The organism is Psychrosphaera sp. 1_MG-2023 (assembly GCF_030548245.1).
In the GTDB taxonomy this organism is placed as follows: domain Bacteria; phylum Pseudomonadota; class Gammaproteobacteria; order Enterobacterales; family Alteromonadaceae; genus Psychrosphaera; species Psychrosphaera algicola.
The window spans coordinates 158,819-172,138 of sequence record NZ_JAUORW010000003.1 but is presented as its reverse complement, the minus strand read 5'-3'; the positions used below and the strand labels follow the sequence as shown (position 1 = coordinate 172,138).

Sequence of the window (13,320 nt, the reverse complement as noted above, 5' to 3'; positions counted from 1 at the left end):
AATTCACTGGGGAACACTTTTGAGTGTATTAGCTTTCTAGCAGTTTGCCAGTGCCAATTTCAATTTTTCTTGGTTTAAGTGCTTCAGGAACTTCGCGCTCTAAGAATATGTGCAATAAACCATTTTCAAGTTCTGCATCAATGACCTTAATATAGTCACCTAGTTGAAAACGGCGTTCAAAATTTCGCTCAGCAATTCCTTGGTAGAGATATTTTTTATCAGTCTTTAATTCGGGTTTAATCCCTTTTACGACAAGCGTATTGTGTTCAGACTGAATGTCTAATTCATTGTCACTAAATCCGGCAATTGCCATTGTAATTCGATATTTATCGTCGGCTACAGATTCAATGTTATAAGGAGGATATCCGTTTGATTTATCGGTGCGATTTGCTGAGTCTAACAAAGTCGCTAGGTGGTCAAATCCGATGAATGAACGGTATAGTGGTGATAGGTCTACATTTCTCATTTTCTTATCCTTTATTTTAAGCAATAAGTATTATTTAAATACATTTTAAATTTAATTAACCTTTCAAAATGAACAGGTTAGGTAGTTATCGACAATCCGTTAGGCATTGCTCGTTAACTTGAAACATATCTATGGGTGCATTTTATTTTTTCAACAAAAAAGGCCAAATTAATTTGGCCTTTTTGACTATTTTATTGATTTTAATCAGATTTAATTTTGCTCAGAAACCTGGGTAATGGCATGAAATGCGGCATCGTAATCGGGTTGTTCAGATAATTTTGCAACGATCTCTTTGTAAAAGATGACGCCGTCGGGTCCAATTACAAAAACTGAGCGAGCTAACAGCCCCATATCTTTAATCAATACGCCGTAACTCATACCAAAGTCACGCCATACTGAGTCAGACAGTGTCATTAACTTGTCAACATTTTCGGCCTGACAAAAACGTTTTTGAGCAAATGGTAAATCGGCACTAATAGTTAACATCACAATATCTTGAGGTAAATTACTTACTTCGTCGTTAAATCGTTTTGTTTGAATACTGCAAACACCAGTGTCTAAACTTGGGACAACACTAATTAAAACCGGCTTACCTTTAAAGTCGCTTAGAGATTTTGTTTTAAATTTACTATCTACCACTTTGAAATTAGGGGCGAGTTGCCCGACATTAATTTGTGGCCCCAATAACGCAACGGGTTTGTCTCCAGCGCTGACGATATCGTAGTGGATCGGTAAGTCTTTCTGTATATCAGCGGCAGAAACACTGAACACTGATATAAGAATGCCGAAAACCGATAAAAATTTCATATTTACTCCAATTTAGTTATTTCGCATATAAATGCTAGCTTGCTTTATGATTTAACTGCTATAGTTTTTACATAATCTATTATTAATAGGTTTAAATTCAAAATTTTATTTCAAAATACCGGTAATTTGGTCAATATAATAATATGCAAACGACAGTAATTATTTGTGATGATTCTAATCTAGCACGTAAACAAATGGCACGTTCTTTACCCGACGAATGGGATGTAGAAGTGGTATTTGCAGTTAACGGCGAAGATGCTTTAGATATTATAAGAAAAGGGCAGGGAGATTTGCTTTTTCTTGATTTAAATATGCCGGTGTTAGATGGTTATGGCGTGTTAGAGGCATTACAAGCCGAAAGTATCTCAATTATTACAATTGTCGTATCAGGAGATATCCAAACTGCGGCTCATGAACGAGTTAAAGCCTTAGGTGCATTGGATTTTATAAAGAAGCCAATTGATAAAGAAAAACTGCAGGCACTCCTACATAAATACGGTATTACCAGCGAAGCCGAATTAGGTAAAATCAAGCCTAAAGCTGAAAAGTTGCTAGATGCTGAAACTCGTGATGTTCTGCAAGAAGTTACAAATGTTGCTATGGGGCAGGCGGGTAGTTTACTTGCAACTGTGCTGGATGTTTTTGTAAAACTTCCTATCCCAAATGTAAATTTATTGGAAGTCTCTGAGTTAGCTATGGCGCTGCAGTCGGTTGAAACAAACGATACGACGTCAGGTGTCTGCCAGGGATTTATAAGCGGTGGTGTTGCCGGAGAAGCTTTACTGATTTTACACGATTCAGGTTTTAAAGATATCGCCAAGCTTCTGAATTATAAAGGTAAAGTTGATAGTCGAGTCGAACTCGAATTATTGATGGATATTGGCAATATATTAATAGGTTCAGTACTTAAAGGCTTGTCTGAACAGCTTGATTTAAACTTTAGCCAAGGTCACCCAACCGTGCTTGGGCAACATTGTAATGTATCGGATTTAATTTATACCAATTCGACCCATTGGAAAAAGACACTTACCATTGAAATCAGCTATGGGCTGGAAGGGCACGATGTAACTTGCGATTTATTACTGCTTATTACTGAAGACTCAATTCCAACCCTTCAAAATAAACTCAACTTCTTATTTGACATATGACCATGACAGAAAAAGCGACTATTGAAGTATCCGAAGTCCATTGGTTAATGGATATGTTTCAGTCTGTAGATGTCGGACTGGTTGTTCTAGACCGTGATTATAAAATTCAAGTTTGGAATGGTTTTATGGAAAATCATTCTGGTGTAACGCCTTATGACGTAAGAAATAAATCACTTTTTGAAGCATTTCCTGCACTTGATGAATATTGGTTAAAGCAAAAAACAGATCCAGTTTTTGTTCTTAAAAACCGAGCGTTTACCATATGGGAACAAACCCCACACATTTTTAAATTTAAGAACTATCGGCCGATTACAAGTGTGGCGCCGTTCATGTACCAAAACGCCACTTTTATTCCACTGACCGACACAATGGGTGAAGTAACTCACCTTTGCATTATTATTTACGACGTGACCGATGTTGCTATTTCAAAAATTGAATTAGAAGAAGTTAACAAAGAGCTGAAGCGCCTAAGCCAGACTGACCGATTAACCAATCTTAATAACCGAGGTTACTGGGAAGAGTGTTTACAAAGAGAATTTCAACGGCAAAAACGTAGCCACAATATAAGTACGTTGTTGATATTCGACATTGATCACTTTAAAAAAGTGAATGATGGGTACGGCCACGCTGCGGGTGATGAAGCGATTTTACATTTAGCTAAGATACTGCGTAAGAACTTACGTGAAACGGATATTGGCGGGCGCTACGGTGGTGAAGAGTACGCCGTGATATTAACTGAAACGGATGTTCAGCATGGACTTATCTTTGCTGAGCGCATTCGAAAAATCGTTGAAGAATCCCATGTTTTATATAACGATATTGAAATCAAATTTACAATAAGCATGGGCTTAGCAGAATACTCAGACCAATTTGAAAATCACCAAAATTGGATCGAGGCTGCCGACAGTGCGCTTTATGTAGCCAAGACTGATGGTCGTAATTTAGTTAGGACTTTTACCCCTGATATTGAACGTGTTGTTAAATAAGCTTAATAAAGTTGAAAAATTAATAGGTTAATTGTAATTGTTTTTATACAAAATACGCTGAAATACGATGTTTTGCGAATAAACCAAAGGGGGTATTCGCAAAAATCTAGTTATCTTTTATCGTATTTTCAACGACAGGGCAGTGTGCTAGCTCAATATATTTCCCTCCAATTTGTTGTTGAACCAATTTCACATCAAAGCCCCATAGTCTGTAAACATGTCTCATCATTTCGTCTAGGTTGCCACTAAGCGGAATATGGTTGTGTGGTGTGTATTCTAACGTTAACGATCTATCGCCATTTACATCGACATTAATCACTTGAATATTTGGCTCTAAAAAGCTTAAGTTATATTGCGAAGCCAGTTTCTGGCGGATATCACGATAGCCTTGCTCATTATGTATCGCGGTGACCTCCAACATTTTATTGTCTTCATAGTCCTGTAAATTAAACAGTTTAAACTCACGCATTAACCGCGGTGATAAAAACTGGGCAATAAAACTTTCATCCTTAAAATTTTCCATAGCGTAATGCATAGTATCAAGCCAATTTGACCCCGCGATATCTGGGAACCACAGTTTATCTTCTTCATCAGGGGCCTCACAAATGCGCCTAATGTCTTTAAACATTGCAAACCCAATAGCATAGGGGTTTATGCCACTAAAGCCAGGGTGGTTGTATTCAGGCTGATATACGACGGCAGTGTGGCTATGTAAAAACTCTAAAATAAATCGCTCAGTGACCAAACCTTCGTCGAATAGGTGATTCAAAATAGTGTAGTGCCAATAGCTTGCCCAGCCTTCGTTCATGACTTGTGTTTGTTTTTGAGGGTAAAAATACTGTGAAACTTTACGGACTATTCTCACTATTTCACGTTGCCAAGGGGCCAATAAGGGCGCATTTTTTTCGAAAAAATAAAGTAAATTTTCCTGGGGTTCTGTAGGAAATTTACTGCTTTTGATTTTGGTTTCAGCGGCTTTCTGTGGAATCGTTCGCCACAATTGATTGACTTGGCTTTGTAGATATTCCGCGCGTTCTGTTTGACGTTTTTGCTCTTCAAACATAGAGATTTTTTGTGGGCGCTTATATCTGTCGACACCTAAATTCATTAAGGCATGGCACGAATCAAGGATCTCTTCAACTTCCTCTACACCATACTTTTGTTCACATTGCTCAATGTAGTTACGAGCAAATAATAAGTAATCAATAATTGAACCTGCATCCGTCCATGTTTTAAAAAGGTAATTGTTTTTAAAAAAAGAATTGTGACCATAACAGGCATGTGCAATCACGAGCGCTTGCATCGTGATGGTGTTTTCTTCCATGAGATAAGAAATACAGGGGTCAGAATTAATGACGATTTCGTAGGCCAACCCCATAAATCCTCGTTTATAGTTTTGTTCAGACTCTATAAACTTTTTACCAAAAGACCAGTGGTTGTAATTAAGTGGCATGCCCACACTTGAATAAGCATCTAACATTTGCTCAGAGGTAATTATTTCAATTTGGTTTGGGTAAGTATCAAGTCGATAATATTCTGCGACTCGTTTTATTTCATTTTGATAGGCTTCTAATAACTCAAATGTCCACTCTGGGCCATCTGATAGCGGTTGCGCTTTTTGTTTCTTTTTTGCTGTCATATCCTTCCCCTAACGCTAACTGCTCGTTTGTTTCTTAAAGAATTCTCTGAAGATTGGATAGATATCAGAGGCTTGTTTGATATTTTGCATAGCAAAATTATCATGGCGTTCTGTTAACCCTTGGTACTCTTGCCATAGGGTTTGATGACTGCGATTGGTTATTTCGATATAACTAAAATAACGTGAATAGTTCAGTATTTTGTCGTTTAATAATTTGCTGCATTTTGGCGAGTCGTCAGCCCAATTGTCACCGTCTGATGCTTGTGCTGCATAAATGTTCCATTGATTGGCAGGATAACGCTGTTGCACAATCTCATCCATTAAATACAAGGCACTAGAGACTATTGTTCCTCCTGTTTCCTGCGAATAGAAGAACTCCTGTTCATCGACTTCTTTCGCCTGTGTATGATGACGAATAAACACAACTTCTGTGTTTTTATAACTTCGGCTCAAAAACTGATAGAGCAAAATATAAAAACGTTTAGCGATGTCTTTTGTGCTTTGATCCATTGACCCCGATACATCCATTAGACAAAACATCACCGCTTTGCTACTTGGCTTAGGGCGCTTTTCAAAATTACGGTAACGTAGGTCGAAGGTGTCAATAAAAGGCACTTTTTTAATTCGTCGTTCTAGATCTTCTATTTGTTCTTCTAACTGAGCTTTAATCCGAGGATCGGGCGTTGGCGATAGCACCAGTTCAGCAAGTTGTTTTTGCAATTCTTTTAACTTCTTTTTTTTACTGGCTGTTAATGCAATTCGCCTTGCTTGGGCACCTCTTAATGAGCGAACAATATCGATACTCGAAGGGATCCCCTCAGATTTATAACCACTGCGTACGGTTTCAAATTCAACTTCTTGTTTCTGTTCTGTTTTTTGTAGATTGGGTAATTCCAAGTCATCAAAGAGTAAGTTTAGATACTCCTCCATCGAAATAGAGAAACTAAATTCGTCCTGACCTTCTCCAGAATCGGAGGCGTCGCCATCGCCTGAACCTTGACCTCCGCCTTCTGGGCGTTTGATTTTGTCACCAGGAATAAATTGATCATTACCGGGTAAAATTCGGTCACGATTTCCGCCTTTTCCTTGATGAAAAATAGGTTCTTTTATATCCCGACTTGGGATTGAAATGTTTTCAGAAGATTCAGTGTCAGTAACGCTTCTTTTACTAATGGACTCGGCAACTGCTTTTTTAATCTGTGATTTATAGCGGCGCAAAAAGCGCTGGCGGTTAACCGCGCTTTTGTTCTTGCCGTTTAATCGACGATCTATAAAATGCGCCATACATACCTCCTCAGTTAAATTACTGAGATTTTCGGACGCGTAAATACCATTCCGATAATAGGCGTACTTGTTTTGGGGTATATCCCTTTTCCACCATACGATTTACAAAATCGTCGTGTTTTTTCTGATCATTTACGTTTGCTTTAGCATTAAACGAAATGACAGGTAACAGCTCTTCTGTATTTGAAAACATCTTTTTCTCTATAACCGTGCGCAGTTTTTCGTAACTGTTCCACGCTGGGTTTTTGCCTTCTTTCTTAGCACGAGCGCGCAACACAAAATTAACGATTTCATTTCTGAAGTCTTTTGGATTACTTATACCTGCCGGTTTTTCAATTTTTTCCAGTTCGTCGTTGAGCGCTGAACGGTCAAATAATTGGCCCGTTTCTGGATCGCGATATTCTTGGTCTTGGATCCAAAAGTCGGCGTAAGTCACATAACGGTCAAATATATTTTGACCGTACTCAGAATAAGATTCCAAATATGCGGTTTGAATTTCTTTGCCAATAAACTCAACGTATTGTGGGATTAAATAACCTTTTAAAAATTCCAAGTAGGCTTCTTGTTGTTCTTGAGGAAATTGTTCTCGTTCAATTTGTTGTTCTAGCACATAAAACAAGTGCACTGGATTTGCAGCAACTTCTTGATGGTCGAAGTTGAAAACGCGGGACAAGATCTTAAATGCAAAACGGGTAGAGAGACCGGCCATGCCTTCATCAACGCCGGCGTTATCTTTATACTCTTGATAGGACTTTGCTTTAGGATCGGTATCTTTAAGGCTCTCACCGTCATAAACACGCATTTTGGAATAAACAGAGCTGTTTTCAACGTCTTTAATTCGCGACAAAATTGTAAATTGGGCGAGAATGTTTAGTGTGCTCGGCGCACAAGGGGCTTTTGCGAGTTCACTACTTATTAGCAGTTTCTCATAAATTTTTACTTCTTCAGTTACCCGCATGCAATAGGGCACTTTTACAATATAGACTCGGTCTAAAAATGCCTCATTATTGCGATTATTCCTAAATGATTCCCATTCGGATTCATTGCTGTGGGCTAAAATTATGCCGTCATAGGGTAATGCTGATAAGCCTTCGGTGCCGTTATAGTTGCCTTCCTGTGTTGCAGTTAGCAACGGATGAAGCACTTTGATAGGCGCTTTGAACATTTCGACAAATTCCATTAAGCCTTGGTTTGCACGGCATAAAGCACCGGAATAGCTATAGGCGTCGGGATCGTCTTGGGAAAAATCTTCTAGTTTTCGGATGTCTACTTTACCAACAAGAGAGCTAATGTCTTGGTTGTTGTCATCACCAGGTTCGGTTTTAGCGATGCCAATTTGATGTAAAACAGACGGGTTACGTTTAACTACTTTAAATTGACTAATATCTCCACCAAACTCTTTTAGCCGTTTGGCAGCCCACGGCGACATTATTGTTTTTAAATAACGAAGTGGAATGTTGTATTCCGACTCCAAAATGTGGCCATCTTCATCTGGATCAAATAGGCAAAACGGGTGGTCGTTTACCGGAGATCCTTTAATGCAATATATGGGTTGTTTTTGCATTAGGTATTTGAGTTTTTCCGCAAGTGATGATTTGCCGCCACCGACAGGTCCTAATAGATATAAAATTTGTTTTTTCTCTTCTAACCCTTGGGCCGAATGTTTTAAATAAGAAACAATTTGCTCAATCGCTTCTTCCATCCCAAAAAAGTCTTTAAATGCGGGGTATTGAGAGATAATTCGATTTGAGAATATTCGGCTTAATACAGGATTTTGTGACGTATCGACCATTTCCGGTTTTCCAATGGCCAATAATAATCGTTCGGCAGAAGATGCGTACGCAGACTTGTCCTTTTTACACAGCTGAAGAAATTCATCAATGGTAAATTCTTGTTCTTGCTCAGCCTCAAAACGTTGTTTGTAATGGTCAAATATACTCATAGTGCCTCCAAAACTCTCAAGGAAAATTAGAGTTTGTATTCTATTGATTTAGCTAGTTTTGTTACTTTAAGATTAGTCTAGATTTAGAGATACAAGGAAAAATTTGAGAGATATTAATTGTTCTATCGAGTAAATAATTGAAAGTTATAATTTAAACCTCTGGAATTAAGGTGCGGAAAATGGCAGTAGGTCGTCTTATAAATGCGAGATGTATAATATAGTGATCTTGACTATAATTTTTCGGATCGTTACTCTACGCAGGGAAAGCGCTTACATTTTGATTCATCTTTATTTCAATCGTTTTTTTAGGTGTAACTCTTTGAACTTTTTAGATCTAATTGGTGACTAAATACATAGCGGAATCGACGGTTTTGTCGAATAAATGGATGGTAAATACGTGAAAAAAGACACACCTATCTTTGTAGAATCGACTGAAAAATTAGAATTTGGTGCTGAAGACACGCTGCCAAATGTTTCCGTCGACAATCTGATATTCTCATTGCAAGACAGCAAATTAAAATTACTCTTAGTTAAATACACACAAGGTATTGCCAGTAACAAGTGGGGTGTCATCGGCCATTGGGTTAAGCTGGATGAAAGTCTTGACGAAGCAGCGCTACGAGTTATTAAGAAAGTCACCTTAGTTAAAAAACTGTATTTGGAACAACTCAGTACGTTTGGTGCGGTGGACAGATATCCACTTAGTCGGATTATCACCGTTGCTTATTATGCGCTCGTTCGATTCGAAGACGTAAAAATTACGACGGGAAACAAAGATATTGAAGTAGCGTGGTTTGACGTTAACGAGCTTCCAGATTTGATTTTTGATCATCAAAACATTGTTGAAGCCGCGATTAAACAACTTAGGTACAAAGTCAGACATGAGCCTGTGGGATTCAGTTTGTTGCCAGAAAAATTTTCATTGCTTCAATTGCAAGAAATCTATGAAGCGATTTTAGGCCAAAAGTTGGACAAGCCGAATTTTCGTCGAAAAATATTGAAAATGAACTTGTTGATTGATTGCAAAGAAAAACAAACGAATGTGGCTCATCGTGCGGCGGGCTTGTATCAATTTGATGAAACGGCATATCGCAGGTTAACGGAATTTGGCTTTTCGTTTGAACTTTAAAACGATAAATTTAGCTGTGTGAGAGTTTAGGGAAAGGGTTTCGGACTGCTATACGCAAATATCTAATTAAATGCGTATAGCGATTTTATTAGGACAAAATATTGTTCAACTAAGGTTGAGTTGGCATTAAGTCTTTTACCCAAGGTTTGAGTTGCTTGTCACGGTTTATCAATAATGGGTAGTCGGTGCGCCCCTGCATTGGCCAATAGTTACGCCATGTTTGAGTATCGTGCACCCCCCAAAATGTTACACGACTTATTTTGTCACTGTGTTTTAAAAATAGCGCAAATAACTGTTTGTAACGATCGCCAAGTTGAGCGTTTACATCATCTGGGATCCCGTTTCGGTAAGGGTCGTATTTGTCTTGCAATTGGAAATTTTGTGAAACGTCAGCGCCTTGATGTGCGTCTTCAGGAAATGGCAACACAGACACATCTAATTCTGTGATCATTACTTTTAGTCCAAGCTCACCAAACGCAATAATAGAGTCTTCGAGTTCTGCAAGGTCTGGATAATCAAGCGCATAATGACCTTGTATTCCGATCCCATCAATTTTAATTCCACGCGCGATTAGGTTTTTTGCCATAGCAACAACGCCACGACGTTTTTCAGGTTTAAATAAGTTGTAATCGTTATAGTACAACTCTGCATCAGGTGCAGCTTTAGCAGCCATTTTAAAGACTTCAGCGATATAATCATCACCTAAAATCTCTAACCATTTGGATTGACGTAATGTACCGTCTTCGTTAAAGGCTTCGTTGAGCACATCCCAACCATTCACCTTGTTTTGATAGCGGCCTGCGACTGTATTGATGTGTTCTTCAACAATGGCAGTTAGGTCCTGTTTGGTACGGTTTTGGCCATTATTATCAGTAAAAACCCAATCAGGTGTTTGGGCATGCCAAACAAGCGTGTGGCCAACAAAAAATGAATTATGATCTTTTGCTATGGCTGCCAATGCATCTGCTGAGTCAAATTTATAGTTGTTTCTCGTAGGGTGGATACTTTCCCACTTCATTTCATTTTCTGCGGTTAACGCGTCAAATTGCTTTTTTACCAATGGCAGTGTATCAGCTTCAGTATTTAGTATTTGCTCCTTGTTGAGAGCAGCACCTATCATAAATTTATCACCAAATAGATTACGTAGAGAAAGATTTTTTGAAGCATCAACAGATTTCACTGTAGACATTTCTTTGCCGTTATCGGCGCAAGAAGACAGTAAGAGTATACTCAGGACTACCACTACGCGAGAGTTTAGGATTTGGTGCATGTTGTTTCCTTAATTTAATACAATACCGGCAAATAGAGATAATTATGTCACCGGAGTTTACTTTGTTTAGATGTTCTTCCCACTGAGTTTACGTCTAAATGTTCAAATGCTACTCATGCAAATTTGCAAATGCCATCGAGTTTTTAGCACGTATCGCTGTTGTTTGCCTTCAAATAGAGCAGACTACAATTCACTTCGTAAATGGCAATTTAGGTGATACATATGTGTAAGTAAAATTTAGTCGAGCTACCCCCAACGGGAAGAAAAGGGCAGCTCTGCCTGACTAATTTGTTCAGCTTAAATTAATCAGGTATGAGTAACTTATGGTTATAATCACTATAAGTAAATATGGCGAAAAAATAACATAACGTAAAACAATGAAATAGTAAAAATGAACGCGGTTAACTCAAGCTAATTGAGTTAAAAACACGTCTTTAATTTAGATAATCGCCGACCTGCAATAATGTTAATACGCTGATTTTATTTCATCGATAGCCTAATTTATCGTAACGAAAATACAGGATGCACGATAAGCTAATTTGTATCAAAAGTGGTTTTTATAAAAATGCTAACTCGTCTATTTCCGTTAGCACTGTATTGTTACAGTATCTGGGATTAATAAGGTTATCGTTTCGTAAAAATGGTTTATTCAAAAGGGTAGAAATGAATACTAAAAAATTTTTTAATCTGAAAGTGATTTTATCGCTGGTAACGGTACTAACTGTCTTAGGGTGTAGTAAGTCAACTGAGCCAAATGTTACCAAGCAAGACTTGCCGAAAATAAGTGTACAACTGTGGTCAGTCAAAAACGCACTCACTAATGACTTTAAGGGGACACTTCAAAAGTTATCAGATATGGGATTTGAAGGAGTAGAGTTTGCTGGCAATTTTGGGCCCTACGCAGGTGATGCAAAAGGATTAAAACAGTTTTTGAATTCATTAAATTTAACAGCGAGTGGTGCGCATGTTAACTACGACGCGTTGTCTAATGCGAATATTGAAAGTACTTTGGATTTCTATCAAACGTTAGGCGCAAAATTGCTTATAGTTCCTTGGGATGAACGCGCTTGGCACCCAACCGATGTTAAAGAGATGGTGGCGCAGCTTAATGCAATCCAAGCTAAAGTGACCGAACGAAATATGGTGTTTGGATACCATAATCATGACCAAGAGTTTAACGAGTTTCAAGGCGAAACCTATTGGGATTACATTGCCCAAAACACCAACAACTCATTTTTGCTGCAACTCGATGTTGGCTGGGTTAATTATTCTAAAAAAGATGCGGTTAATTTTGTGACTAAATACCCAAATCGTACATTAACGACTCATTACAAAGTTAGAACAAAAGACGGTCAACCGGAGTCTGTTATTTTAGGTGATGATGGCTATGATTGGGCAACACTGATCAAAACTAATATAGCGGTAGGCGGCACAAAATGGATAGTTGTTGAGCAAGAAGAATACCCTGCTGGATTAACTGAATTAGATTCTGTGAAGTTGTCTAAGCAAGGTTTGGATAAGATAATGGCGCGTTTAGACTAAAGCAAGACGCAACAGGGCATTATCTGTAATTTCGGGTAGTGCCTTTTGTTGTGTCGAAACGTTAAGCCGACAATACCCTTACATAATCAATATTATTCGGTAAATGGAATGACAGAATTACGTTCCACAAGTTTTGGCGAAAATTGATTGGTAATCTCAATATTTTCAAATTGATAAACTTCTTTGAGCACTAAATCTACAGCCATTTTTGCCATATTAAATACAGGATAATTGAGTGTCGTTAGTGTCGGGTATAAGTAGCTTGCGTATAAAATATTATCGAACCCAACAATTGAGAGATTTTCTGGTAAATCCATACCTAACTTCCGTGCCATAGCCATAGCACCACAGGCCGTTTCGTCATTAGCACAAATCAGTGCAGTAAACGGTTTGTTTTTATGAATAAGCTCACTTAAACCAATACTGCCGCTTTCTTGAATAAAGTCGCCGCGATAGAGCAGGTCTTCATCAAATTCGATGCCAGACTCTTCTAGTGCGGCTTTATGACCAAATAATCGGTCATTGGAATCTATTTTCCAGGTAGGTCCAGAAATATAAGCAATGTTCCTGTGGCCTTTTTCAATAATTGCTTTGGCAGCCAAATAGCCACCAACGCGATTATCTAAGTAAATGCACAAGTCTTTAATTTCTTCCACAACGCGGTTAATAATAACAACTGGGATCTTGCTTTTAGATAATTCGACTAAGTATTCATCAGTTACCGCTTCAACGTGCAGAATTAACGCATCGCAATTTCGGCTTAATAGAAACTCTATGCCGTCTTTTTCAGTTGCTTCTTCGCTGTGACCCGCGGTAAAAATAACGTGTTTGTTGGCTTTTCTAAGTTGGGTTTCAACCCCACTCATTAAGAACCCAAAAAATGGGCCTTTTAACTCAGGTATCATTACACCGATACTGTTAGAGCGATTTGAAGCTAAGGACTGGGCAATAGAATTCGGACGATAACCCAATTTACTCATTGCGGCTTCGACTTTTTTTCGTGTTTTATCACTTACATTACTAGAGCCATTCATAACCCTAGATACGGTAGCCAATGATACCCCAGCCAGTTCTGAAACTTCGTAAATTGTCGCCATTACACTATCA

General features: G+C 38.3%; 11 protein-coding genes. 4 read left to right on the top strand and 7 right to left on the bottom strand.

Annotated elements, in window-relative coordinates:
* Window positions 1-28 precede the first annotated feature (28 nt).
* Both Q4575_RS03665 and tpx read right to left on the bottom strand, forming a co-directional pair.
* The gene (locus Q4575_RS03665; protein ID WP_215962228.1) at window positions 29-466 is read right to left on the bottom strand and encodes an Hsp20 family protein; all 438 of its coding nucleotides are present in this window, start codon (window positions 464-466) and stop codon (window positions 29-31) included.
* A 210-nt stretch (window positions 467-676) separates the two neighbouring features.
* Window positions 677-1,273 (bottom strand): thiol peroxidase, encoded by a 597-nt coding sequence (gene tpx, locus Q4575_RS03660; protein WP_215962227.1) that lies wholly within the window; start codon window positions 1,271-1,273, stop codon window positions 677-679.
* Between the two features lie 143 nt (window positions 1,274-1,416).
* Here tpx and Q4575_RS03655 point away from each other — a divergent pair, with 143 nt between their 5' ends.
* Window positions 1,417-2,421 carry a response regulator gene (locus Q4575_RS03655; RefSeq protein WP_215962226.1) on the top strand — a complete coding sequence of 335 codons (1,005 nt, stop codon included), beginning with the start codon at window positions 1,417-1,419 and terminating at the stop codon, window positions 2,419-2,421.
* A gap of 2 nt (window positions 2,422-2,423) precedes the next feature.
* Complete coding sequence (locus Q4575_RS03650; protein WP_215962225.1) at window positions 2,424-3,407, top strand: sensor domain-containing diguanylate cyclase; 984 nt, start codon at window positions 2,424-2,426, stop codon at window positions 3,405-3,407.
* Window positions 3,408-3,513: 106 nt separating this feature from the next.
* Here the strand turns inward: Q4575_RS03650 and Q4575_RS03645 are convergent, their stop codons facing one another.
* From Q4575_RS03645 to Q4575_RS03635, 3 genes are read right to left on the bottom strand one after another with little or no spacing between them, the layout of a single operon-like run.
* Window positions 3,514-5,046 carry a SpoVR family protein gene (locus tag Q4575_RS03645; protein WP_303521349.1) on the bottom strand — a complete coding sequence of 511 codons (1,533 nt, stop codon included), beginning with the start codon at window positions 5,044-5,046 and terminating at the stop codon, window positions 3,514-3,516.
* Window positions 5,047-5,061: 15 nt separating this feature from the next.
* Window positions 5,062-6,330, bottom strand: a complete 1,269-nt coding sequence (locus tag Q4575_RS03640) for a YeaH/YhbH family protein (protein WP_303521348.1) — start codon at window positions 6,328-6,330, stop codon at window positions 5,062-5,064.
* A gap of 19 nt (window positions 6,331-6,349) precedes the next feature.
* A complete protein-coding gene (locus Q4575_RS03635) occupies window positions 6,350-8,272 on the bottom strand; it encodes a PrkA family serine protein kinase (protein WP_215962222.1) in 1,923 nt (640 codons plus the stop codon).
* 397 nt (window positions 8,273-8,669) lie between these two features.
* Here Q4575_RS03635 and Q4575_RS03630 point away from each other — a divergent pair, with 397 nt between their 5' ends.
* On the top strand, window positions 8,670-9,401 hold the full coding sequence (locus Q4575_RS03630) for an NUDIX domain-containing protein (RefSeq protein ID WP_303521347.1): 732 nt from the start codon (window positions 8,670-8,672) through the stop codon (window positions 9,399-9,401).
* 109 nt (window positions 9,402-9,510) lie between these two features.
* Here Q4575_RS03630 and Q4575_RS03625 read toward each other — a convergent pair whose 3' ends face one another.
* Window positions 9,511-10,590 (bottom strand): endo-1,4-beta-xylanase, encoded by a 1,080-nt coding sequence (locus Q4575_RS03625; protein WP_303521346.1) that lies wholly within the window; start codon window positions 10,588-10,590, stop codon window positions 9,511-9,513.
* A gap of 744 nt (window positions 10,591-11,334) precedes the next feature.
* On the opposite strand from Q4575_RS03625, the gene Q4575_RS03620 reads away from it, so the two are divergent.
* Window positions 11,335-12,213, top strand: a complete 879-nt coding sequence (locus Q4575_RS03620) for a sugar phosphate isomerase/epimerase (RefSeq protein ID WP_303521345.1) — start codon at window positions 11,335-11,337, stop codon at window positions 12,211-12,213.
* A 92-nt stretch (window positions 12,214-12,305) separates the two neighbouring features.
* Here Q4575_RS03620 and Q4575_RS03615 read toward each other — a convergent pair whose 3' ends face one another.
* Window positions 12,306-13,310 (bottom strand): LacI family DNA-binding transcriptional regulator, encoded by a 1,005-nt coding sequence (locus Q4575_RS03615; RefSeq protein WP_303521344.1) that lies wholly within the window; start codon window positions 13,308-13,310, stop codon window positions 12,306-12,308.
* Between the last annotated feature and the right edge of the window lie 10 nt (window positions 13,311-13,320).

Coding starts and splice junctions, on each gene's coding strand:
- Q4575_RS03640 (WP_303521348.1), bottom strand. CDS start 6,330: ATGGCGCATTTTATAGATCGTCGATTAAACGGCAAGAACAAAAGCGCG.
- Q4575_RS03645 (WP_303521349.1), bottom strand. CDS start 5,046: ATGACAGCAAAAAAGAAACAAAAAGCGCAACCGCTATCAGATGGCCCA.
- Q4575_RS03665 (WP_215962228.1), bottom strand. CDS start 466: ATGAGAAATGTAGACCTATCACCACTATACCGTTCATTCATCGGATTT.
- Q4575_RS03615 (WP_303521344.1), bottom strand. CDS start 13,310: ATGGCGACAATTTACGAAGTTTCAGAACTGGCTGGGGTATCATTGGCT.
- Q4575_RS03650 (WP_215962225.1), top strand. CDS start 2,424: ATGACAGAAAAAGCGACTATTGAAGTATCCGAAGTCCATTGGTTAATG.
- Q4575_RS03655 (WP_215962226.1), top strand. CDS start 1,417: ATGCAAACGACAGTAATTATTTGTGATGATTCTAATCTAGCACGTAAA.
- Q4575_RS03620 (WP_303521345.1), top strand. CDS start 11,335: ATGAATACTAAAAAATTTTTTAATCTGAAAGTGATTTTATCGCTGGTA.
- Q4575_RS03635 (WP_215962222.1), bottom strand. CDS start 8,272: ATGAGTATATTTGACCATTACAAACAACGTTTTGAGGCTGAGCAAGAA.
- Q4575_RS03625 (WP_303521346.1), bottom strand. CDS start 10,590: ATGTCTACAGTGAAATCTGTTGATGCTTCAAAAAATCTTTCTCTACGT.
- tpx (WP_215962227.1), bottom strand. CDS start 1,273: ATGAAATTTTTATCGGTTTTCGGCATTCTTATATCAGTGTTCAGTGTT.